The organism is Streptomyces sp. TRM70350, assembly GCF_019219825.1.
GTDB lineage: Bacteria > Actinomycetota > Actinomycetes > Streptomycetales > Streptomycetaceae > Streptomyces.
Genome location: NZ_JAHUXH010000015.1, coordinates 37,600 through 60,518, shown reverse-complemented (window position 1 = coordinate 60,518; position 22,919 = coordinate 37,600). Strand labels below are relative to the sequence as shown.

Sequence of the window (22,919 nt, the reverse complement as noted above, 5' to 3'; positions counted from 1 at the left end):
GGCAAGCCCTAGGGCCTTGGGACGGTTTCTCCCCGTACCCGACTGGAAGGAGACCTTTCGCATGGTGCACAGACATGCCGCGATCGGGCGCCGCACGGCCCTGATCGCGGTCGGCACGCTGTTGCTGAGCGGAATCTGTTCGACCGCGGCCGCCGAGCCGCCGCCCGCGGCGGGGCCGCTGCCCTCGGCGGCGCAGACGCTCGGGGCCGACAAGCCGTCGGCGGAGGTGCTGCGCGCGATGGAGCGCGACCTCGGCCTGACCGAGCAGCAGGCGGCGACGCGGCTGGTGAACGAGGCGGAGGCGGGCACCCGTGCCGGTCGCCTCCGCCTCGCGCTGGGCAAACGGTTCGCCGGGGCCTGGCTGAGCGGTGTCACCTCGGGCACGCTCACCGTCGCGACCACCAGCGAGGCGGACGTGACCACCATCCAGGGGCAGGGCGCGAAGGCAGCGGTCGTCAAGGCGTCCCTGGCCGATCTCACGGCCGTCAAGGGCAAGCTGGACAAGGCCGCGTCACGTGTCAGCACGCGGAACGCGCCGCTGTGGTACGTCGACGTGCCGAAGAACCGGGTCGTGGTCGAGGCCATGAGCAGGCAGGCCGGGGCCGCCTTCGTCGAGGCCGCCGGTCTCGACGCACAGCAGGTGGCCGTACGGCTGTCGGTGAACCGGCCGCAGCTGATGGAGAACATCACCGGTGGCGACGCCTACTACGTCAACGGCGGCGCCCGCTGCTCGGTCGGCTTCTCGGTCACCAAGGGCCTGACGGAGGGCTTCGCCACCGCCGGGCACTGCGGTGACCGGGGCGACCGGACCACCGGCTACAACCGGGCCGACCAGGGCACCTTCCAGTCCTCCACGTTCCCCGGCGAGGACATGGCGTGGGTCGCCGTGAACGCGAACTGGACCGCCACCGCCGACGTCCACGGCGCGGCTGGCCGGACCGTGCAGATCGGCGGCTCGGTCGAGGCGCCGGTCGGGGCGTCGGTGTGCCGTTCCGGCTCCACCTCGGGCTGGCAGTGCGGCACGATCCAGCAGCACGGCACGAGCGTCAGCTACTCCGAGGGTGTCGTGGCGGGGCTGACCCGGACGACGGTGTGCGCCGAGCCGGGCGACTCCGGGGGGCCGTTCGTCTCGGGCGCCCAGGGACAGGGCATGACCTCCGGCGGCTCCGGTGACTGCACGAGCGGTGGTACGACGTTCTACCAGCCGCTCAACCCGGTCCTCAGCGACTTCGGGCTCACCCTGAAGACGGCGTCCACCGGGGCCGGGGCACCGGACCAGCAGGACGGCGACGCACCCGACGGCTGGACCGCCGGACGTGTCTACCCCGTCGGTGCGACGGTGACCTACGGCGGCGTCCGGTACCAGTGCCTGCAGTCCCACCAGGCGCAGGGCGTGTGGACCCCGGCCGCCACGCCGGCGCTGTGGCAGCGCATGTGACGGTCCTGCGGTCCTGCGGGAGGCGATGGCATCGGACGGGGCCCTGCGCCGTCTCCGCCAGCAGTGCGTAGGCCGCCGCCACGAACGGATCCCCGGCACGGAATCGGCGGGTGCGCAGCGCCGCGACGGCCGTGCCGGTGTCCGGCCGGAAGCCCGGGAGGGCCTGCCGGCCGAGGGTCGCGCCGCTGTGGAAGCGCCGGCCTTGGTGTGCCCGACGGCGTCCAGGTGCGGGCCGTTCGGCCGCAGGGCGGTGGTGTGCAGGCGCAGGGGGTCGCAGGACGTGCTCGGTGAGCAGTCCTCCCACGAGGCGCCCCCGGCCGTTCGGTGGGTCATCAGGTGGGCCGGCGTCACCGGGGCGCTGCCGGGGTCCCGGCGGGGGTCGAGGAGGGGGACGGCGGGCTCGCGAGCGCGACGCCGCGGTCCGCGTCGTCCGTCACCGCGCCCTCCGGCAGGGCGGAAGTGCCTGACTGCTCCATATCGCTGCTCCCGTCGACCCGGTCAGCGCTTCTTCGGCCGCGGGGTCGGCGGCGACAGCAGCAGCGGACGGCAGGTGACAGGGCGTCACTCCCCGGGCCGTGCGTCCCGGGGCAACTGTTCGGCCAGGCGGCTCGCCTGCGCCAGCAGCGCGCCGTGGATGGCCAGCGCCTCGGCGTCGTACGGAACCGATCCGGGCAGCAGCTGCCGCAGGGCGTTCAGGGCCCGGTCGAGTTTCCCTACGGCCTCCCGCAGCTCGTCCTCGGATCCGTCGCCGAAGCGGGTCCGGGCGTACAGATGGATCGCCTTCGCGGCACGCTGCAGGAAGTCGGCGTACGGGCCCGCGATCCGCGGATCGGGCCGGGCCGCGCCGCGATGCTTCTCGGCGGCCTCCATGACGGTGCGGGTCACGCCCGCGGTGTGGACGGCCACGTAGTCGAGGACGGCGACGGCGTCGTCGTACGCCTGGCCGGGCGAGGGCCCGGAGCGCCGGCGGAGCGGGTTGACGCGCAGGCTCTCCCGGCTCCAGCCCAGGGAGGAGCGGGCCTGGTCCACCAACCGGCTCAGCCGCAGCGCCCGTTCGTGCCACCCCTCGGCCCGGTGGCCGTCCCACGCGTCCTGCCGGAGCCCTTCGGCGACGGCCGACAGGATGTCGTGGGCCTCGCCCGCCGCGTCTTCGAGGGCGGCCCGCGTGTTGCGCAGATACACCGGCGGGCGGATCAGCGCGTTGACCGCGATGCCCACCAGCGCGCCGAAGACGGCCTCGGCGATCCGGGCCCCCGAGCGGATGACCGTGACGTTCGGGTCGGTGAGCACGAACAGTGCTCCGGTGGCGGCGTAGATGCCCTGGCTGCCCAGGTGCCGCCAGCTGCCCAGCAGCACCGCCACCGGCAGGACCAGGGCCATCGCGGCCATGGCGTTGTCCAGGGACAGCACGCCCACGGTGGCCGCCGCCGTGCCGAACGCGATGGCCGCCAGTTGCTGCAGTCCGTGCGCCACCGACCGGTACACCGTCGACTCCACCAGGACGACCGCCACCCAGGGCGCCACGAACGCCATGGGCGCCCGGAGCCACCACCCCACCACCGCCCAGGCCACCCACGCGGCCAGCGCCGCCTTCACCACCTGCACCGCCAGGTCCCGCTCCCGGCCGGGGGCGGCGCACGCCCGCCGTACCGCCTCCACGGCGGCGCCGTGGCGGCGCCGGACCGTGCGCACCGTCGCTCGTATCCCTCGCATACGTCCTCAGGTGCACGCGGGCGGGGTCCTTCAACCAGCCGAAATGCGGGCGGTTCGGTCCGGGGGCTTCGGGTACTCAGGTCAGACGTCGATCTTCCTTCTCCTGGGAGTGCAATGAGCGACAAGAACCCCATCAAAGCCGTGGCCGACAAAGCCGCTGCCGCCCTGGGCGACGACGGGCCCGCGGAGGGCGTCCCGGGCCGGCCCGGAGCCGAGTCGCCGCCCGTGCACGAACCCACCGACGTCCGGGACCCGCTGCCGCCCAAGCCCGACCAGGCCGCTCCCGCGACGGTGAGCCCCACCGGCATCCCGACCGGGGCCGACCCGACGACGCAGGGGCAGGGCGACCCGTATCTGACCACCGCCCAGGGCAACCGGCTCCACGACACCGATCACTCCCTCAAGGCCGGCGCCCGCGGGCCGGTCCTGCTGCAGGACCACCACCTGCGGGAGAAGATCACCCACTTCGACCACGAGCGCATCCCCGAGCGGGTCGTGCACGCGCGCGGCGCCGCCGCCCACGGCGTCTTCCAGGGCTACGGCAGCGCGGCGAGCGTCACCAAGGCCGCCTTCCTGCAGAAGGACGCCGAGACGCCGGTGTTCGTGCGGTTCTCCACCGTGCTGGGCTCGCGCGGCTCGGCCGACACGGTCCGCGACACCCGGGGATTCGCGACGAAGTTCTACACCGGTGAGGGCGTCTTCGACCTGGTCGGCAACAACATCCCGGTGTTCTTCATCCAGGACGCGATCAAGTTCCCCGACATCATCCACGCCGGGAAGCCGCATCCGGACCGGGAGATCCCGCAGGCGCAGAGCGCGCACGACACGTTCTGGGACTTCGTCACCCTGCACACCGAGGCCACCCACCACACGCTGTGGAACATGTCCGACCGGGGCATCCCCAGGTCGTTCCGCATGATGGAGGGCTTCGGGGTGCACACCTTCCGGCTGGTGAACGCCGAGGGCGCGACCACGCTGGTGAAGTTCCACTGGAAGCCGAAGCTGGGCGTGCACTCCCTGGTGTGGGAGGAGGCCCAGATCGCGGGCGGCGTCGACCCCGACTTCCACCGGCGTGATCTCGCCGACGCCATCGAGGCGGGGGCGTACCCGCAGTGGGAGCTGGGCATCCAGACGTTCCCGGACACGCCCGAGCAGACGTTCGAGGGCATCGATCTGCTGGACCCGACGAACATCGTCCCCGAGGAGCTGGCGCCGGTGCAGCCGGTCGGGCTGCTGACGCTGAACGCCAATCCGACCAACTTCTTCGCCGAGACGGAGCAGGTGGCCTTCCACCCCGGCCATCTCGTGCCCGGCATCGACATCACCGACGACCCGCTGCTGGCGGGGCGGCTGTTCTCCTATCTGGACACGCAGATCACCCGCCTGGGCGGGCCGAACTTCGCGCAGATCCCGGTCAACCGCCCGCACGCGCCGATCAACGACATGCTGCGCGACGGCATGCACCAGACGGCCGTGCACAGCGGGGCGGCACCCTACCGGCCGAACTCGCTGGACGGCGGCTGCCCGTTCCTGGCGGGTGCGGACACCCACGCCTACATCGAGGCGCCGGTGACGGTGCCGCGGGCGCAGAAGGTCCGGGAGGCACCGGCGTCGTTCGCGGACCACTTCAGCCAGCCCCGGCGGTTCTGGCGGAGCATGAGCCCGGTGGAGCGGGAGCACATCGTCGCCGCGTACACCTTCGAGCTGGGCAAGTGCTACGAGCAGGCCATCAAGGAGCGGGGGCTGCAGGTGCTGGCCAATATCGACCCCGAGCTGTGCCAGCCCGTCGCCGCCGGTCTGGGGCTGCCGGCGCCCGAGCCGACGGTGCCGATCGAGGCCGTCGAGCCGTCTCCGGCACTGTCCCAGGTCGGCCGCGCCTGGCCGCTGGACGGCCGGATCGTCGGGATCGTCACCGACGGGGCGGGCGACCTGGACGGGGTGCGCGTGGTGCGCGAGATCGTGCTGAGGGGCGGGATGGTGCCCCTGGTGATCGCTCCCTCCGGCGGCAAGCTCGACCCCGAGGGGGAGCCGATCACCGTGCAGCGGACGTTCGCCACGGCCCGCTCGATCGAGTTCGACGCCCTGCTGCTGGCGGGCGTGCCGGGGCCGGGCGGCGACGCCTACGGCTCCCGGGACGCCAAGGCGGGCAACGGCGAGCCGAACGGCGCGCGGCCCACGGACCCGCGGGTACTGCTGATGCTGGGCGAGGCGTTCCGGCACGGCAAGGCGATCGGCGGCTGGGCGGGCGCGCGGTCCGCGCTGGAGGCGGCGGGCGTCCCCGCCGACGCGCCCGGCGTGGTGACCGGTGAGACCGGCACCGGAGTGCTGGAGGAGGTCACGGGGCTGATGAAGAGCCACCGGGTGTGGGAGCGGTTCGCCGCACGTGTGTGAACGGGCGCGAGACCCGGTGTGGCGCGGATCACACGGAAAGGCCGCAACGCGCCACATCGGGCCTCGCTGCGATTACCGAATATCGGACACCGGGAAGTCGACTTTGGAAGTCCGACACAACCCCTATCACTAGCCTTTCAATCGAAGGATTGATTCGCGTTACGCCATCGAATGATCGAGTTTTGAGCCGCCAGCCGGGCTGACGTCACGTCGAGTGGGCACGGAAACCGCAGGATTTAACGTCCTGTTCATGACTCAGCTGGACGTACGGCCCCGGGCCGGAGACATGGGTGCGCCCCCCGCCGGGGGGATGCGCGCCAAGGGCCTGAGCGGGAACTCCGTCGGCCTGCTGGGCAGCGCGGTCATCGGAGTGTCCACCGTGGCCCCGGTGTACTGCCTCACCTCGACGCTCGGCTCCACGGCGGGCGAGGTGGGCGTGCAGATGCCCGCCGTGTTCCTCGCGGGCTTTCTGCCGATGCTGCTGGTGGCCTTCGCGTACCGCGAGCTGAACAAGGCGATGCCGGACTGCGGCACCTCGTTCACCTGGACGGTGAAGGCGTTCGGGCCGCGCGTGGGCTGGATGTGCGGCTGGGGGCTGGTGATCGCCACGATCATCGTGCTGTCCAACCTGGCCGGTGTGGCCACCTCGTACTTCTGGCTGCTCGCGGGCGAGATCACGGGCAGTGAGTCCGTCGCCGCGCTGGACGGGAACAAGGCCGTCCACATCGTGACCTGTCTGGCTCTGATCGCGGTGGCGACGGTGATCAGCTACCGGGGCATGACCGCGACCAAGGGTGTGCAGTACGCGCTGGTGGCGTTGCAGCTGCTGGTGCTGGCGGTCTTCGTGGCGATGGCCTTCGGGAAGGCGGGGAGCGCCGAGTTCCCGACCTCGGCGGACTTCTCGTGGTCGTGGCTGAATCCGTTCGCCGTGCAGTCCTTCGCCGCGTTCACCGCCGGTCTGTCGCTGTCGATCTTCATGTACTGGGGCTGGGACGCCTGCCTGACCGCCAACGAGGAGACCAGCGGCAGCAGCCGCACCCCCGGCCGCGCGGCGCTGGTCGCCATGGTGGTGCTGGTGGGCTCGTACCTGGCCACCGGTGTGGCGGCGCAGATGGTCGTCGGCTCCGGCGACCAGGGGCTCGGCCTCGCCAACCCGGAGACCTCCGGCAACGTCTTCGCCGCGCTGGCGGGCCCCGTGATGGGCCCCGCGCTCGGCGTCCTCCTCTTCGTCGCGGTGCTCGCCTCGGCCGCGGCCAGCCTGCAGACCACGTTCATCCCGGTGGCGCGTACGGTGCTGGCGATGTCGACGTACGAGGCGCTGCCGGCCTCGTACGCCCGGGTGCACCGGCGCTTCAGGACGCCCGGGCGGGCCACGGTGACCGCGGGTGTCGCGACCGGCGTGTTCTACACGGTGATGACGCTGGTCAGCGAGCACGTGCTGGTGGACACCATCTACGCGCTCGGCCTGATGATCTGCTTCTACTACGCCCTGACGGCCTTCGCCTGCGCCTGGTACTTCCGTGCGGAGCTGCTGCGCTCCGGCCGCGACCTGGTGTTCAAGGGGCTGTTCCCGGTGGTCGGCGGGGTGCTGCTGGCGGCGGTGTTCGGCAAGACGCTGGTCGACATGCGGGACCCGGCGTACGGCAGCGGCTCGTCCGTGCTGGGTGTGGGGTCGGTGTTCGTGATCGGCGTGGGGCTGCTGGCCCTCGGCCTGGTGATCATGTCGGTGATGCGGTACCGCAGCCCGGCGTTCTTCCGCGGTGAGGTGCTGACGCCGTCGACACCGGCGCTGGTCGCCGAGGACTGACGAGCGGGGCGTCCCCGTCCCAGGGACGGCGGGACGGGGACGACGCCGTGCTACCAGGCCACCGGCAGCCGCTCGGGGATGCGCTTCATGAAGCCCGTACGCCACACGAGCTGCTCCACCGGCACGGCGAGACTCAGGTCCGGCAGCCGCCGCTGGAGCACCTCCAGTGCGATCCGGGCGTGGGCGCGGCCCAGGGCGGTCGCCGGGCAGTAGTGGGAGCCGCCGCCGAAGGAGAGGTGGTCGGCGGCGTTCTCGCGGTGCACGTCGAAGCGGTGCGGGTTGGGGAACTTCTCCGGGTCGAGGTTGGCGCCCTCGACCAGGACCAGGACGAGCTCGCCCCGCCTCACCTCCACGTCGCCCAGCCGGATGTCGGCGAGTGCCAGGCGGGGCAGGGCGTCACCGATGGAGAGGTTGACCCGCAGCAGCTCCTCCACCCCTCGGTCGAGCAGTTCCGGGTGGTCGCGCAGCACGTCCCAGGTGGCGCGGTGGACGAGCAGGTGGACCAGCGCCATGGCGAGGAAGCCGGAGGTGGAGATGACGCCCGCGCCGAACATGGTGACGCCGACGGTGGCCAGCATCTCGTCCGTCAGGTGCGCGTAGTCGGGGTCGTCGCGCAGGGTGGCGAGCTCGCCCATCAGGCCCTGGGTCGCGGGATCGTTCAGCAGCGCGGTCATGCTGCAGATGTCCCGGTCCCAGTTGATCTTCGCGCCGGTGACGGGGCACGGCGAGTTCATGAACGCGATGTCGAGGCTGCGCAGGAACCGCGGCGACTCGCTCTGCGGGATGCCGAGGATCCGGCAGTGCATCCCGGCCGAGTACGGATCGCAGAACGCGGCCCGCAGATCCGCGGTGGGCCCGGCCTCGACGAGGCCGTCGACGAGGCGCTCGGCCTCGGCGCGCATCCAGTCGGTCAGGCCCGGCGCCTTGGGGTTGAGCGCCTTCATCACCGCCCGGCGCAGGCCGGCGCCGGTGATGTTGCCCATGTTGTTCACGACCTCGGGCGGGATCGTCAGGGCGTACTGGCGCGGGACGCCGGGGGCGGAGGTGTCCTTCAGGGAGAACCGGTCGTCCTCCAGGACCTTTCGGCACAGGCTGTGCGAGGACACCAGCCAGGCCTCGTCGCCGGCGATGGTCCGGACCCGCCGCACCGGGGTCGTGGCGCGCAGTTCCTCCACCGCGGCGGGCACCCGCGTCCCGTCCCACGAGAACGGGAAGTCGAGGATGTCCGTGGCGCGGGCGGCGTCAAGGGCGGTGGTCATGCGGCGGCTCCTTCGGGGGCGGCGGGGGTGACGACGGCGTGGCCCTGGTTGCGGGAGGCGCGCAGCCCGGCGCCGCGCGAGTAGAGCAGTTCCGCCATCGGCAGGAGCTGGTGGTAACAGTTGAGCGAGGACGGCACGCCGAGGATCGCGGGGGTGTCGAGGAACAGCGGGGCCTCGGCGCACACGTACTCCAGGCAGACCGCTCGCTGCCGCTCACTCGCCGCTTCCCCGCGGGCGGTCAGGAACCGGCTCACGAGGGTCTCGCACACGGCGCGGAAGTCGTCGTCGGTGACCAGCCGGCGCTGCAGATGCCGGTGGATCTCCTGGTACGACGGATTGGTCCGGAAGTCGGACATGGGCCGCCAGCGCAGCCGCGCCCCCTCCGGGTCGGCGGCGGTGACCGCGTCGCGGACTTTCGCGCGGACGCCCCTGAGGTTCTTCACCGCCTTTCTGCGGGCGTCGTCGGGGGCGTAGCCGGACGCCTCGTACATCTCGGCCAGGTACAGGTCGGTGTAGACGAAGTCGGCCTTCTCGAAGTGGTCCAGCCCCCAGCGGGCGAGGTCGTGCAGACGCCGGGCGGAAAAGTAACTGTTGCCCGGCGACACGCCGATGACGGCGTGTGCGCCCTCGGCGTAGATCACCTCGCAGTGGGACGTGTAGGGCTGAACCTGGAAGACGTCGGCCATCAGCACGGATGCTGTGGTCAAGGGGGTAATCCTCCGCCGCGCGCAAGTCCCTGCGGGGCCCTGTGCCCCCGGTGTGGCGACGCGGCGGGCTCACGCTATCCGCACGGGACGTGCCCGCCTAGTCACGCTGTGAGTTTGGCTGAAAACGTTCGTATCAAAGGTCGAGCGCCGGGATCGTCGGAAAGAGGGCGGAACCGTTCGCGCGCGTTCCTCGTTCCGATCAGCGACCAATGTTCCTGATCAGTAGTCAACTTCCACGGGGGAAAACGAGTTGAGCAAGAAGACAGGACCCCAGCGGTTCCCGGGCGCGAGCCGGGCCAACTGGTACCAGGACGACTTCGGCGGGACGGCGATGGAGGTCAACGTCGTCGTGCTGCACACCACCGAGGGCCGTTCCCTGCCCGGCTACGGCGGGGGTTCCTCGGCGCCCAACCTGACGGCGGTGCCGGACCTGGCGGCGAAGAAGCTGAAGTGGTACCAGCACTTCGACATCGAGACCTCCTCCAGGGCCCTGCAGAACCTGAGGGGCGGCGTCGAGACCAACACCCTCAACGTGTGCCAGGTCGAGCTGGTCGGCACCTGCGACCCCAAGACGCACGCGAAGTGGCAGAGCGCCGGGCAGAGCCACCTCTACTGGCCGGACGCGCCGGACTGGGCGCTGCGCGGCGTCGCCCGGTTCCTGGCATGGATGCACGAGGAGCACGGCCTGCCGCTGTCGGGGCCGAAGCAGTGGCCGGCGTATCCGTCGTCGTACGCCAACGGCGCCGGGCAGCGGATGTCGGGGGCCAGGTGGTCGGACTTCAGGGGCGTGTGCGGGCACATGCACGTGCCGGAGAACTCGCACGGCGACCCGGGTGCGATCGACTTCGCCCGGATCCTCAAGTACGCCAGGGCCGACCTCGACGTGGGGGACGACGACACCGGGGACACCAAGCCGCCGACGCCGAGCAAGCCGAGGATTCCCGCGTTCCCGGGCCGCAAGCACTTCCGGGACGGGGCGTCGAACGCGTACGTCCTCCAGCTCGGCAGGCAGTTGGTGAAGCGGGGCTTCGGTGACCACTACCGGGTCGGTCCCAGCCGGACGTGGGGCGAGGCGGACCGGCTGAACGTGCGCGACTTCCAGAAGTCCCGCACGGAGCTGCGCGGTGACGCGGACGGTTACCCCGGCCCGCTGACCTGGCGGCTGCTGTTCTCCTGACCTGCCGGGTGCGCCGTGGTGAAGAGCGCGGCACGGGGCGGTGACCGTCCGGGCAACGCGCGGTCCCGCCCTTGCGCGCCCGCAGGGGCATGCCTCATCGTTGACGCGCGTCACACACCCCTGCACGCTCGGCAACACCCACGTCTCCCCCGCATGGAGATCACATGTTCGGACGGACCGTTCGACTTCTCGTCGCTTTTGTCATGGTCATGGCTGGCGCCTGGGCGGGCACCCTCGCCACCGCAGGCACCGCACACGCGGACGGCTGCTACACCTGGAACCGCACCCTCTCCCGCGGCTCCTCGGGAGCCGACGTCACCCAGCTGCAGATCCGCCTCGGCGGCTACCCCGGCTACGGCGCCGTACTGGCCGTCGACGGCGCCTTCGGACCGGCCACCGAGGCCGCCCTCAAGCGCTTCCAGTCGGCGTACGGCCTGACCGCCGACGGCGTCGCCGGACCGAACACCTTCAACAAGCTCTACGCCCTGCAGGACGACGACTGCACACCGATCCACTTCTCGTACAGCGAGCTGAACGACTGCAACACCACCTGGTCCGGCGGTGCGGTCAGCGCCTCGACGGCCAAGGCGAACGCGCTGCGCACCATGTGGAAGCTGGAAGCCATGCGGCACGCGCTCGGCGACCGGCCCATCACGGTGACCAGCGGATTCCGCTCCTACGCCTGCAACAACGCGGTGGGCGGCGCCAGTAACAGCCGCCACCTGTACGGGGACGCCGCCGACCTCGGGGCCGGCCCGCACTCCCTGTGCACGCTGGCCAAGCAGGCCCGCTACCACGGTTTCCGGGGCATCCTCGGCCCGGGCTACCCCGGTCACAACGACCACACGCACCTCGACCACCGCGACAGCCGGTTCTGGTCCGCGTCCTCCTGCGGGATCTGAGCCGCCGCACGGACAGAGGGCGAGCGGGTTTCCCGCACCCACGGGAACCCGCTCGTCGTACTGCACCGTCAGTGCTTGCCGCACCGGTCAGTGTTTGAACGTGTCCTTGGTCTTCTCCTTCGCCTGGCGGGCGTCGCCCTTGGACTGTTCCATCTTGCCCTCGGCGGACATCCGCTCGTTGCCGACCGCGCGGCCGGCCGCCTCCTTGGCCTTGCCCTTGGCCTGGTCCATCTTGGCCTTGGCCTTCTTCTCTCGCGCCACGATCGTTCACTCCAGCCATCGGGGGCGTTCGCTGTCACTCTCCGTGTGGCCCGATACGCGCGTCCCAAACGCCGGTCGCTCACGCCCGGTGGACCACGTGCCCGCCGGTCACCGTGAGGCACACCGGCGCCTGAGCCAGTTCGTCGGCCGGGGCCGCGACCGGGTCCACGGCGAGGGCCGTGAGGTCGGCGCGGAAGCCGGGGGTGATCCGGCCCGCCGTGCCGGACTCACCGGCGGCGTACGCCGCGTGGGTCGTGCAGCCCTCCAGAGCCTCCAGGCCGGTGAGGCCCGCGCGGTGCGAGGCCACGCCCTTGGGGTTGCGGGCCGTGGCCAGCACGGCCCGGGCGTCGTAGTGGGCGATCGGCCAGTCCGAGCCGAGGGCGACCGTCGCGCCCGCGTCCCGCAGGTCACGCAACCGCCAGGCCTGCGCGGCACGGTCGGCGCCCAGGCGGCGGGACCACTCGTCGGTGCCGTCGGGGCGGGTGTAGGCGGTGTGGGGCGGTTGCATGGACGCCGTCACGCCCAGTGCGGCGAAGCGCGGCAGCAGGTCGTCCGGTGCCGTCTCGATGTGCTCGACGCGGTGTGCCCCGCGGGCGCCGGGCCCCAGGGCGGCCACCACGTCGAGGACGTGGCGCACCGCCGCGTCGCCGATGGCGTGCGTGGCGGTGCGGACACCGGCCGCGTGCAGATGCCGTACGGCGGCGGCGTACGCCTCGGGGTCCGGCCAGAACGCCTCCGTGCCCCGGCCGTGGCAGTCCGGGTGCTCCAGCCAGGCGGTGCCGCCCTCGACGGTGCCGTCCATGAAGAACTTCACCCCGCCGACCAGCCAGTGCCGCCCGCCCCGCCCCTGTACGTCGATCAGCTCGTCCAGGTCCTCCTTGGCCGCGCCGGGCATGCACCAGGGCGCGAACCGCAGCCGCACCGGCAGGACGGTCTCGCGGGCCACCGATTCGACGAGGTCCAGGTCCCCGCCGTCCATCACATGGGCGCCGGTCAGGCCGGTCGCCGCCATCGCCGAGAGCAGCTCCACCAGGCGGGCGCGGCGCTCGGCGTACGTCGGGCGGGGCATCACCGACGTCACCAGGTCCATCGCCGCGTGCTCGACGAGATGCCCGGTCGGGCGGCCGGTGGCGTCGCAGACGACCTCCGAGCGCTGCGCGAAGGCGCGCGGGCCCCTCACGCCCGCCGCGCCGAGCGCCGCGCCGCTGGCCAGGGCGGAGTGGCCGTCGTACAGCCGCAGGAAGGCCGGGGCTCCGCCGAGGGCGTCCTCGATCAGGGCGCGGTCGACGGTCCGGCCCTCGAAGGCGTTGTGATCCAGGCCGAAACCGATCACCCAGCCGTCGACGCGGGCCGCCGAGGCGAGCGCGGCGCGCAGGCCGGACAGGTCGCGCACGGCGGACAGATCCGTACCGGTCGCCATGTCCAGGCCCCACACCGGGTGGCTGTGGGCGTCCACCAGGCCGGGCACGAGGTGGGCACCGTCGAGCGGTACGACCTCCGTGCCCGGACCGCGCCAGTCGGGTACGTCGCTCTCGTCGCCGACCGCCGTGACGACCCCGTCGCGCACGGCGACGGCGGTGGCCGTGGGGCGGGCGGGGTCGAGGGTGCGGACCCGGGCGCCGGTGAGGACGAGGTCGGCGGTGGGCATGCGGGAACTCCCTTGTCGCGGAGGGCTATGCGGAGGGCTGTGCGGAGGGCTGTGCGGAGGGCTGTGCGGAGGGTTCTTCGGCGGGCGTGGACGCTGTGGCTCCTTGGCGGGTCGGGTGCCGTCGGCGGCTTCCTCCGGCTCGGCGGCGAACGCCTCGTACACCTCGGGGCGCCTGCGGCGCAGCCACCACGCGAGCGGGAGGCCGGCGGCGAAGGCGGCGGGGGCCACGGCGACCAGGAGGGTGTTCACGGTCGGGGACGCGCCCGTGAAGTGGTCGATGTGGGTCACGACCAGGACGATCGCCGTGGCCAGCAGGACGGTGGCGAGGACGGGGGCCACGAGGGTGCGCAGGGCGCCCTCCTGGTGGCGGACGCGGCGGAAGTAGCAGGGGATGGCGATCGCGGCGAGCAGTTGCAGCACCATCAGGCCGATCATGCCGGGCGTGTTGACCCACAGCAGCAGCTGACCGTACGGGTCGGCGTCCGCCGCCCAGAAGGCGAGGACGACGAGCGCGCCGAGGACGGTCTGGGCGATGCCCGCCACGTACGGGGAGCCGTGGCGGGGGTGGACGCGGGCCAACGCGCGCGGCAGGACGCCTTCTTCGGCGAGGGCGAGGGCGTAGCGGTTGATGGCGTTGTGGAAGGCGAGGAGGGAGGCGAGGACGCTGGTGACGATGAAGAGGTGCATCAGGTCCGCCGCCCAGCCGCCGACGTAGGTGGTGATGGCGGTGAAGAACAGCGCGCCCGGGTCCTCGCCCGCCGCCCGCAGGACCTGCTCGTCGCCGAAGGCCTGGATGACGATCCAGACGGTGAACGCGTAGAAGACGCCGAGGAAGCCGACGGCGAGGTAGGTGGCGCGCGGGACCGTGCGGTCGGGGTGGCGTGCCTCGCGGCGGTAGATGACGGTCGACTCGAAGCCGGTGAACGCCGCGAAGGCGAAGGCGAGCACGGCGGCGGTGCCGGGGACGAGGACGTTGCCGGGGGCGAGGGACGCGGCGGACAGACCGTGGGCGCCGCCCTGGAGCAGGACGCCGGCGGCGAGCAGGACGAGGATGCCGGTCTCGGCGATCAGCAGGACGCCGAGGACCTTGGCGCCGAAGTGGATGGAGCGGTAGCCGCCGTAGCCGATGAGCAGCAGGCCCGCCAGGGAGACCGGCAGCCAGGGGAGGTCGGCGCCGAAGAGGGCGTGGGCGGTGTCCTGGGTGGCGGTGCCGAGGAGGCCGTAGACGCCGATCTCCATGCCGTTGTAGCCGACCAGGGCGAGCAGGGCGGCGCCGATGCCGACGCGGCGGCCGAGGCCGCGGGTGATGAAGGCGTAGAAGGCGCCGCCGCCGCGGACGTGCCGGCTCATGGTGGTGAAGCCGACGGCGAAGACGGCGAGGGTGACGCCGGCGAGGAGGTAGCCGACGGGGGCGCCTGTGCCGCCGAGCAGGATCGCCAGCGGGGCGACACCTGCCATCACGGTGAGCGGGGCGGCGGCCGAGACCACGAAGAAGGCGATGTCGGAGGTGCCGAGGGAACCGGAGCGGAGGGTGGCCGTGGGGGCCGGTGCTCTCTCGGCGGGGGCGTCGGGGGTGGTCGGGGTCGTCATGCGTGTCTGGCCCTTCGAGCGGCGGGTCTTCGGGCGGCGGCACGGGTGGGTGCGGGTGGCCGGGAGGGGGCGCGGGAGGGTGTTCCGGCGCACCATGGGCGACGTGTTCCGGACGGACGACGGGCCCGTGCCGGACGACGGGCCGTGCCGGACGACGGGCCCGTGCCGGACGACGTGTGCTCCGGAGCGACGTAAACCTAAAGGGTTTCGGTTTCCGCAATGTAACCTGCCGTTGGGCATCCGGGAAGACCTCAGGGAGAACACCGACCATGGGACGGCCGCGCACACCGCTGCTCGATCGTGAGCGCATCACCACGACCGCGCTCCAACTGATCGACGAGCAGGGCGACTTCAGCGTGCCGCAGATCGCCCGGCGGCTGGGGGCGCAGACCGGGTCGGTGTACCACCATGTGGACGGCCGGGACGGCATCGTGGAGCTGCTGCGCGAGCGGGTCACGTCGGCGATCGACCCGGGGACCCTGGATCTCACGCCCTGGGACGAGGCGCTCCAGGCCTGGGCGCGGTCCTACCGTGCCGCCTTCGCCGCGCACCCGAGGGCCATCCCGCTGCTGATGACGTCACCGGTGCGGGCGCCTCGGGTGCTGGAGCAGTACGAGCGGGCGGTGGGCCTGCTGCTGGACGCCGGTTTCGCCGACGCCGAGGTGATGCCGCTGCTGATCGCGCTGGAGAACCTGGTGCTGGGTTCGGCGCTCGACCTCGCGGCGCCGGAGACGATGTGGGAACTGACGGACCGGGCCCGCACGCCCCGCCTCGCCCGGGTGCTCGCGGCGGTGGGCGAGGGCCGCGCGGACCGGGCGTTCGAGGTGGGGCTGGCGGCGTTCATGAGGCTTGTGCGGGATGTGAGGGAGGGCCGGTAGGAGGACGTCCGTGCACCGCTCGGCGGGCCCCGCCGAGCGGGCCGGAGGCCGTCGTGTCAGATGTCCCGCTGTTCCAGTGGTCGTACCGCCGGACCTTGCAGCACCTGGCCGTCGGGGGCGAAGCGGGAGCCGTGGCAGGGGCACTCCCAGGCCTGTTCGGCGCGGTTGAACGCCACGATGCAGCCCAGATGGGTGCAGCGGGCGGACACGGCGTGCAGCCGTCCGTCGTCGTCGCGGTGGACCGCGCAGCGACGGCCGCCGATGTGCACCACGGCGCCGTCGCCGGGGGCGAGGTCGTCCAGGCCCGGCCGGGTCAGGGCCGGGAGCCGGTCGCCGATGAAGTGGCGGGCGACGTTGGCCTGGTGGCGGATGAACTGGCCGCCCTCGCGCAGCACGGGGGCGATGCGGCGCGGGTCGTACAGCTCGCTCCACGGCGCCGCCTCACGCCCGGTGATCTGGTCGCAGAGCAACCGACCCGCCATGATCCCGCCGGTCATGCCCCAGCCGCCGAAGCCGGTGGCGACGTGGACGTGACGGCTCGCCGGGTGCAGCAGGCCCACCAGCGGGACGTGGTCGGTGGAGTCGTTGTCCTGGGTGGCCCACCGGTGGCTGAGGTGCAGCGTGCCGAAGTGGCGTTCGGCCCAGCTGGTGAGGGTCGCGAACCGCTCCTCGGAGTCCCGGCCGCTGCCCGGGGTGAAGTGCTCGCCGGTCACGATGAGCAGCCGTTTGCCGTCGGCGTACGGCGCCGTGCGCACCGAGCGGGTGTGGTGCTCGGGCGTGATGTACATGCCCACGGGGGCCTTGGCCGCGTCGACGGGGGCCGCCACGACGACCTCCCGGCGGGGTGCGAGGCGGGTGAAGAGCAGGGCGCGGTCGAAGACCGGGTAGTGCGTGGCGACCACGACCGCCCGGGCGGTCACCCGGGTGCCCTCCTGAGTGGTCAGCTCGCACGGCTCCCCCTCGGTGAGCCCGAGGACGCGTGTCCCCTCGTACAGCTGCCCTCCCCCGCCGCGGATGGCGTCGGCCAGCGCCAGCAGGTACTTGCGCGGATGGAACTGGGCCTGGTCCGCGACCCGCACCGCCCCCGCGACCGGGAACGGCAGGTCCGTCTCCGTGACGAACTCGGCGGTTAGACCCGCCTCCTTGGCCGCCTCCGCCTCGGCCCGCAGCTCGGGGATGCGGCGGCGGCCGTGGGCGAAGGTGTAGGCGGCGGTGTCCTCCCAGTCGCACTCGATGCCCAGTTCGTGGACGATCTCGGCGGCGTGGTGGATGGCCTCCGTCTGCGAGCGCGCGTACAGGCGTGCCCCGTCGGTGCCGCGGGTGCGGCGGAGCCGGTCGTAGATCAGGGTGTGCTGGGCGCTGAGCTTGGCGGTGGTGTGCCCGGTGACGCCGGCGGCGATCCGGTCGGCCTCCAGTACGGCGACCCCGTGGCCGCGCCGGGTCAGTTCCCAGGCCGTGCTCAGCCCGGCCATGCCGCCGCCGATGACGGCGACGTCCACCTGGAAGTCGCCGACGGGCGGGGGCGCCGGGTCGCCGGGCGGGAGGGTGTCGAGCCAGTACGACGCGTGGAGTGCTGCCTGCTCGGTCATGGCCGCCGAGTTCCCGGGGCGGGTGCCGGTCACACGGAGCCGTCCGTGTGAGGTGCCGGTGCCTCCACGAACGCAGGTTGTCAAACGCGCCGGACGCGCCACACGTTGTCGTCGCGGACGCCCTCCTCCCCATCGGGTGAGACGCTCGTCCGCCGTACCGTCTCCGCCGTCTCGATGCTCCAGTCCGCGTCGGGCAGCGCCAGTTCGGCCAGGACGCTCTCCAGCGTGGGGAAGACGGCCTCGAACGGCGGTTCCGTCTGCCAGGACGGCCAGCCGGCGTGCATCACGATCAGGAGCGTGCCGTGCGCGGCGACGGCCTCGGCGGCGCGTCGCAGCACCCCCTGCTGGTCGAAGGCCACCGGCGACTGCAGATACTGGGCGTTGACCAGGTCGTAGGCGCCCTCGGGGAAGGTGCGGCCGAGTTCGTGCCGTTCCCAGGCGGTGCGGTCGCCGACCCCGGCGTCGGCGGCGTGCAGGGCGGCGCGTTCCAGGGCGGTGGCCGAGATGTCGACGCCGGTGACCTGCCAGCCGCGGGAGGCCAGCCACACCGCGTCGGCGCCCTCGCCGCAGCCCAGGTCGAGGGCGGTGCCGGGGTGCAGGTCGGCGACCTCGCTGACGAGCAGGGCGTTGGGGCGGCCGCTCCAGACGCGGTCGGTGTCGCGGTAGCGGGCCTCCCAGAAGGCGGCGGGCTCGATGGGTGCGGGGAGTTCGGTCATGGCGTCTCCTCGGGGGTTTCGATGCCGGGTCGGCGTCCTCGGACCGAGCCTCGCCCGGCCGTGGCTGCGGGACAAACGCCTTTGCCGATACCGCAAATGGCCGGTCCCGCCCTGTCGTACGGTGGGGGCCGTGCAGAGCAGCGACCAGGAGCCCGGGGCCGCGGCGGCCCGGTTCACCGGGCGGGCGGTGACCGGCGTGCGACCGGTGTCCGGCACGCTCGCCGAGGTCACCCTCGACGACGGGCGGGTGGTGATGGCGAAACGCCAGGACGCGCCGGGCGGAGTGGGGGCCGAGGCGGCGGGACTGCGGTGGCTCGGCGCGGCGGGCTCGGTGCGGGTCCCGGCCGTGCACGGTCATGACGGGCGGTGGCTGGTGACCGACCGGGTGCCGGACGGGCGGCCCAGCGGGCGGGCGGCGGTGCGCTTCGGGCGTGACCTGGCCGCGCTGCACGCCTCCGGCGCGGAGGCGTTCGGGGCTCCGCCGCCGGGCGGCCCGAGGGACGCGTCGATCGGGCTCGCCCCGATGCGCAACGTCCCCGGCACCGACTGGCCCACCTGGTACGCCGAGCACCGCGTGCTGCCGTATCTGCGGCGTGCCGTGGACGACGGGATCGTGCGCGCCGCCGAGGCGAGCATCGTCGAGCGGGTCTGCGAGCGGCTCCCTGAACTCGCGGGACCCGCCGAGCCGCCCGCCCGGCTGCACGGCGACCTCTGGAACGGCAATGTGCTGTGGGGCGCCGACGGGCACGCCTGGCTCATCGACCCGGCCGCGCACGGCGGGCACCGCGAGACCGACCTCGCCATGCTCCGTCTCTTCGGCTGCCCCCACCTCGACGAGGTGCTCGACGGCTACCAGGAGGCCGCCCCGCCGGCCGACGGCTGGCGGGACCGCGTCGCGCTGCACCAGCTCTTTCCGCTCCTCGTGCACGCCGTGCTGTTCGGCCGGTCCTACGCCGTGCAGGCGCTGGAGGCGGCCCGGGCCACGCTGGCCCGCTGAGCCACGGGGCCCCCGTGCGCTGCCCGGGGGGCGCCGGGATACAGTGCCCGCCTCAACCGAGAGGAGACACCGCGGTGCAGGTCGGGGCGGGGAACGCGTGGCGGGGGCTGGTCCACGTGGCGTTGGTGGCGGGTCTGTTGACGGGCTGTGGGGAAGCGGCGGAGGACGCTGCCCAGGCGACCGCGAGCGCCTCGGCAGCGGGCGGGGCGGACAAGGCGACCACGGCGGAATCGGCCGCCAAGGGCGTCGAGAGCGGTGGCGCCATCGGGGCGGCGGGGTCGGCCTGCGAGCTGCCCGTCACCTTCGACATCGCCGCGAAGTGGGAGGCGGAGTCCGTCGCCGGCGCCTCGGAGGACATGCCGGAGGAGGTCGCCGACATGGTGTGGCGGCAGGGGCCGTTGACCGCCGCGTGCGAGGTGGACGCCAAGCCCGCCGGTCACATCGGCTTCCTGCGGGTCTGGACCGGCGAGCCGGGCAACACCGACGCGCGTGCCGTCCTGGAAGAGTTCCTGGCCGCCGAGAAGGGCGTCAGCGGGGAGAAGTACCGGCCGTTCGAGGCGGGCGACCTCGCCGGTGCGGAGGTGGGGTACCTGTACGAGAGCGAGCTGACGGACGAGCCCAAGGCGGAGCGCGCCCTCGCCGTCACCACTCCGGACGGCCCGGTCGTCCTGCACCTCGGCGGGCTGGACACCGCGGAGCACGAGGCGATGCTCCCGGCGTACGAGCTCGCCAAGCGGACGTTGCGGGCATCCTGAGCCCGCGCGGGGCACGGGGCGAGCCCTGCCCCCAGCTCCTCGAAAGCACCGGTCGGCCCCTACTCGGCCCACCCGCCGAGCCGGGGCCGCCCCTCGCAGCCACCACTCGGCCCTACTCGGCCCACCCCACAAACACGGCCACACCTCGACACCCACTGGTCCCCGCTCGGCCCACCCGCCGAGCCGGTGCCACCCCCGGCAGCCACCACTCGGCCCTACTCGGCCACCCACAAACACGGCCACACCTCGACACCCGCCAGACCCCGCTCGGGCCATCCCACAACCCGGCCCACCCCCTCGACGCCATGCTCGGCCCACCTCTCAAGGCGGGCCGCTGTCGACGCCCCCGCTCGGCCCGTCCGGCCGCCGCTTCGGCAGAAGGGGCTGTCGGGACAGGTCCCCTCCGCCTGCCCATGGCGTACGCTCCGGATTCGCGCCCGCCCAGGTGCGGGCAAGGGCCGTCGTGGCGCATTCTTGCTGTGTCGCCTGCGCAACGGCGCGCATGGACGAGGTAGGGCCGATGACTGCGAGCGCCGAGGGCCGGAAAGGAACGCCCGGCGGGCTGGCCACGCTGCTGGCCGACGCCGCGGCCGAGGCGGTCCGCGCCACCAAGGGCCGCGCCGCGGGCGTCTACATGCCGTCCGGCACACCCGGCGTCCTGCGGCTCGCCGTCCTGGTGGGGCTGCCGGGGCGGCTGTACCGGCCCTGGTGGCGGCTGCACGTGGACCGCCGGTTCCCGGTCGCCGACGCCTACCGGCTCGGCGTGAACGTCGTCCTGCCGAACACCACCGAGAGCATGCGCCGCTATCCGCAGTTCGCGGCCGGACTGCCGTTCCCGGTGGGCACGATCAACGTGCCCGTCATGGGGTCGTCGGGACCCTTCGGCGTCCTGACCGTGCTGCTGCCGCCCGCCTCCGACATCACCGAGGTGCTGGCCGAGCGGGATCGGGTGGCCGAGATCGCCGAGGAGCTGGGGGCCGCCGTGCGGCGGCTGGAGGCGGCGGGGGTGCCGCTCGTCTGGGAGGAGGAGCCGCTGTGCGTCCGACCGCCCGGAACGCGCCCGCCGTCGGGCCGGGTGGGGTGTTTCACCTGGCAGCCCACGACCGACCTGCTCACGGCGGACGACAACGCGCGGCTGCTGCTGCGGCTGGCCGCCGAGGACCGGCCCTGGGGCGCGGACGCGCTGGTCCGGGCCGTGGCCGCGGAGGACACGAACCGGCTCGTGGACCTGCTGCGGGAGGCGGCCGCCGGTAAGCAGCCGTCCGGGCCGCTGCAGGTGCGGACCGCCGAGGGCGCGCCCCGGCTGGTGGAGCTGTGGAGCCCGGATGCCACCGTCCACGGCCCGGACCAGCCGATCAGCGGGATCGTGCTCGACGCGGCCTCGGTGGCCGACGCGGCCGCCGACCAGCTGCCCCAAGGGGTGTTCTGCCTGGACCGGCTGGGGCTGATCGTGTACGCCAATCCGCGCGCCGCCGAGTTGCTGGGCGAGCCGCGGGCACGCTTCCTGGGGCGTGCGCTGTGGGAGGGCGTGCCCTGGCTGAGCCAGCCGGCCTGCGAGGACCATCTGCGGGCGGCGCTGCTGTCCCCGCAGCCGGTGCACTTCCACATCAGACGGCCGCCGCCCGGCGGGCGGGAGAGCGGCACCCAGCAGTTCGAGCCGTACGGCGGGGACTGGCTGTCCGTCTCCGTCCATCCCGGCCCGGACTTTCTGACCTGTACCATCGGCCCCGCCCATCGCGGCTCGCAGGCTCCGGTCGCGCCCGAGGCCACCGACGAGGCCGCCGGCACCGGCGTGGCGGCGACCTCGCCGGTGCACCGGCCGATCGTCCTCGCCATCGCGCTGACCGAGGCGACCACCGCGCGGCAGGTCTCCGCCGTCGTCATGCAGGAGCTGCTGCCCGCGTTCGGCGGCCGCCGTCTCGCCATCTACCTGCTCCAGGACCGGCACCTGTACCTGGCCTGGGAGACCGGCTTCCCGCCCGGGTTCCTCGCGCCCTTCGAGGGCGTGGGCCTCGACGCCCGGCTGCCCGGCGTGGAGACGCTGACGACCGGCCAGCCCCTGTTCTTCGACTCGATGCAGCAGCTGGCGGACGCCTACCCCGGCATCCCGCTGGACGCCACCGAGGGGGCCCGCGCGTTTCTGCCGCTGATCGCGTCGGGGCGGCCGGTCGGCTCCTGCATCCTCGGCTTCGACCGGCCCCGCAGCTTCAGCACCGAGGAGAGGACGGTCCTCACCGCGCTCGCCGGGCTGATCGCGCACGCCATGGAGAAGGCACAGCGCTACGAGACCGAGGCGGCGCTCGCTCGCGGACTGCAGCGTGCCCTGCTCCCCCGGCGGCTGCCGGTCCATCCCCGGGTGGAGACGGCGGGCCGGTATCTGCCGGGCACGCAGGGCATGGACGTGGGCGGCGACTGGTACGACGTGGTCGAGGCCGGGGACGGGCTCGCCCTGGTGATCGGCGACGTGCAGGGGCACGGGGCGCAGGCGGCGGCGACCATGGGGCAGCTGCGCAGCGCGGTGCGCGCGTTCGCGCTGGACGACCGGCCGCCGGACGAGGTGTTGAGCGGCACCAACCATCTGCTCATCGACCTCGACCCCGGCCAGTTCGCGACCTGCTGCTACGTCCGGCTCGACCCCGTCACCGGCCGCGCCATGGTGGCTCGCGCGGGGCACCTGCCGCCGCTGCTGCGCCGCCCGGGCGGCCGTACGCTCGTGCTGGACATTCCCGGCGGTGTGGTGCTCGGGGTGGACCCGCTCGCCCAGTACCCGGTGACCGAGCTGGTGATGGACCCCGGTGCCGTGCTCGCGCTGTACACGGACGGGCTCGTCGAGCGGCCGGGCGGCGACATCGACGACGGGATCAGCGCCCTGCGGGTGGCGCTGGCCAGGGCCGGTGCCTCGGTGGGCCGGCCGGGCGGCCGTTCCCTGGTCACCGTCGCCGACCGGCTCACGGCCACCGCCCGGCACGCCGCGGACCGGCCCGACGACATCGCGCTGCTGCTCGCCGCCCGCCGCTCCGGGACGGAGGGCGGAGCACTGTACCGCGAACTCCGTCACCCGACACACACACCTCACCGCACTGCGTGACTT

The 22,919-nt window shown here is 73.2% G+C and carries 16 protein-coding genes and 2 pseudogenes; 9 read left to right on the top strand and 9 right to left on the bottom strand.

Going from position 1 to position 22,919, the window contains the following annotated elements:
- The first annotated feature begins 61 nt into the window (after positions 1–61).
- Complete coding sequence (locus KWI83_RS22640) at positions 62–1,438, top strand: alpha-lytic protease prodomain-containing protein (protein WP_218516203.1); 1,377 nt, start codon at positions 62–64, stop codon at positions 1,436–1,438.
- Positions 1,439–1,490: 52 nt separating this feature from the next.
- On the opposite strand, the pseudogene KWI83_RS38885 reads toward KWI83_RS22640, so the two are convergent.
- Both KWI83_RS38885 and KWI83_RS22635 read right to left on the bottom strand, forming a co-directional pair.
- A pseudogene (locus KWI83_RS38885) lies at positions 1,491–1,631 on the bottom strand (penicillin-binding protein); the annotation flags it as partial.
- Between the two features lie 368 nt (positions 1,632–1,999).
- Positions 2,000–3,151, bottom strand: coding sequence for an aromatic acid exporter family protein (locus KWI83_RS22635; RefSeq protein WP_218516202.1), 1,152 nt, complete (start codon positions 3,149–3,151; stop codon positions 2,000–2,002).
- A 114-nt stretch (positions 3,152–3,265) separates the two neighbouring features.
- Here KWI83_RS22635 and KWI83_RS22630 point away from each other — a divergent pair, with 114 nt between their 5' ends.
- On the top strand, positions 3,266–5,542 hold the full coding sequence (locus KWI83_RS22630; protein ID WP_218516201.1) for a catalase: 2,277 nt from the start codon (positions 3,266–3,268) through the stop codon (positions 5,540–5,542).
- A gap of 250 nt (positions 5,543–5,792) precedes the next feature.
- The gene (locus tag KWI83_RS22625) at positions 5,793–7,349 is read left to right on the top strand and encodes an APC family permease (protein WP_218516200.1); all 1,557 of its coding nucleotides are present in this window, start codon (positions 5,793–5,795) and stop codon (positions 7,347–7,349) included.
- 50 nt (positions 7,350–7,399) lie between these two features.
- On the opposite strand, the gene KWI83_RS22620 is transcribed toward KWI83_RS22625, so the two are convergent.
- Together KWI83_RS22620 and KWI83_RS22615 are read right to left on the bottom strand one after the other, a co-directional pair.
- Positions 7,400–8,608: a cytochrome P450 gene (locus KWI83_RS22620; protein ID WP_218516199.1), complete on the bottom strand. Its 1,209-nt coding sequence runs from the start codon at positions 8,606–8,608 to the stop codon at positions 7,400–7,402.
- A complete protein-coding gene (locus KWI83_RS22615) occupies positions 8,605–9,315 on the bottom strand; it encodes a tRNA-dependent cyclodipeptide synthase (RefSeq protein WP_256362661.1) in 711 nt (236 codons plus the stop codon). Before KWI83_RS22615 ends, KWI83_RS22620 begins: the two co-directional genes overlap by 4 nt.
- 250 nt (positions 9,316–9,565) lie before the next feature.
- Between KWI83_RS22615 and KWI83_RS22610 the strand changes: the two genes are divergently transcribed.
- Together KWI83_RS22610 and KWI83_RS22605 are read left to right on the top strand one after the other, a co-directional pair.
- A complete protein-coding gene (locus KWI83_RS22610) occupies positions 9,566–10,492 on the top strand; it encodes a peptidoglycan-binding protein (RefSeq protein ID WP_218516198.1) in 927 nt (308 codons plus the stop codon).
- Positions 10,493–10,656: 164 nt separating this feature from the next.
- Positions 10,657–11,394, top strand: a complete 738-nt coding sequence (locus tag KWI83_RS22605; RefSeq protein WP_218516197.1) for a D-Ala-D-Ala carboxypeptidase family metallohydrolase — start codon at positions 10,657–10,659, stop codon at positions 11,392–11,394.
- An 87-nt stretch (positions 11,395–11,481) separates the two neighbouring features.
- On the opposite strand, the gene KWI83_RS22600 is transcribed toward KWI83_RS22605, so the two are convergent.
- The 3 genes and pseudogenes from KWI83_RS22600 to KWI83_RS22590 form a co-directional block, all read right to left on the bottom strand.
- Positions 11,482–11,655 (bottom strand): CsbD family protein, encoded by a 174-nt coding sequence (locus KWI83_RS22600; protein WP_218516196.1) that lies wholly within the window; start codon positions 11,653–11,655, stop codon positions 11,482–11,484.
- A 79-nt stretch (positions 11,656–11,734) separates the two neighbouring features.
- Positions 11,735–13,303 (bottom strand): amidohydrolase, encoded by a 1,569-nt coding sequence (locus KWI83_RS22595; protein ID WP_218516249.1) that lies wholly within the window; start codon positions 13,301–13,303, stop codon positions 11,735–11,737.
- Between the two features lie 120 nt (positions 13,304–13,423).
- A pseudogene (locus KWI83_RS22590) lies at positions 13,424–14,893 on the bottom strand (APC family permease); the annotation flags it as partial.
- 269 nt (positions 14,894–15,162) lie between these two features.
- On the opposite strand from KWI83_RS22590, the gene KWI83_RS22585 reads away from it, so the two are divergent.
- Complete coding sequence (locus tag KWI83_RS22585; RefSeq protein ID WP_218516195.1) at positions 15,163–15,771, top strand: TetR/AcrR family transcriptional regulator; 609 nt, start codon at positions 15,163–15,165, stop codon at positions 15,769–15,771.
- Between the two features lie 56 nt (positions 15,772–15,827).
- On the opposite strand, the gene KWI83_RS22580 is transcribed toward KWI83_RS22585, so the two are convergent.
- Together KWI83_RS22580 and KWI83_RS22575 are read right to left on the bottom strand one after the other, a co-directional pair.
- Complete coding sequence (locus KWI83_RS22580; RefSeq protein ID WP_218516194.1) at positions 15,828–17,360, bottom strand: FAD-dependent oxidoreductase; 1,533 nt, start codon at positions 17,358–17,360, stop codon at positions 15,828–15,830.
- 80 nt (positions 17,361–17,440) lie between these two features.
- Complete coding sequence (locus tag KWI83_RS22575) at positions 17,441–18,076, bottom strand: bifunctional 2-polyprenyl-6-hydroxyphenol methylase/3-demethylubiquinol 3-O-methyltransferase UbiG (protein ID WP_218516193.1); 636 nt, start codon at positions 18,074–18,076, stop codon at positions 17,441–17,443.
- Between the two features lie 130 nt (positions 18,077–18,206).
- Between KWI83_RS22575 and KWI83_RS22570 the strand changes: the two genes are divergently transcribed.
- The 3 genes from KWI83_RS22570 to KWI83_RS22560 all read left to right on the top strand — a co-directional run bounded on the left by KWI83_RS22570 (position 18,207) and on the right by KWI83_RS22560 (position 22,916).
- On the top strand, positions 18,207–19,073 hold the full coding sequence (locus tag KWI83_RS22570; protein WP_308122137.1) for a fructosamine kinase family protein: 867 nt from the start codon (positions 18,207–18,209) through the stop codon (positions 19,071–19,073).
- A gap of 74 nt (positions 19,074–19,147) precedes the next feature.
- A complete protein-coding gene (locus KWI83_RS22565) occupies positions 19,148–19,828 on the top strand; it encodes a lipoprotein (RefSeq protein WP_218516191.1) in 681 nt (226 codons plus the stop codon).
- 520 nt (positions 19,829–20,348) lie between these two features.
- Positions 20,349–22,916 carry a SpoIIE family protein phosphatase gene (locus KWI83_RS22560; protein WP_218516190.1) on the top strand — a complete coding sequence of 856 codons (2,568 nt, stop codon included), beginning with the start codon at positions 20,349–20,351 and terminating at the stop codon, positions 22,914–22,916.
- Positions 22,917–22,919: the final 3 nt, after the last annotated feature.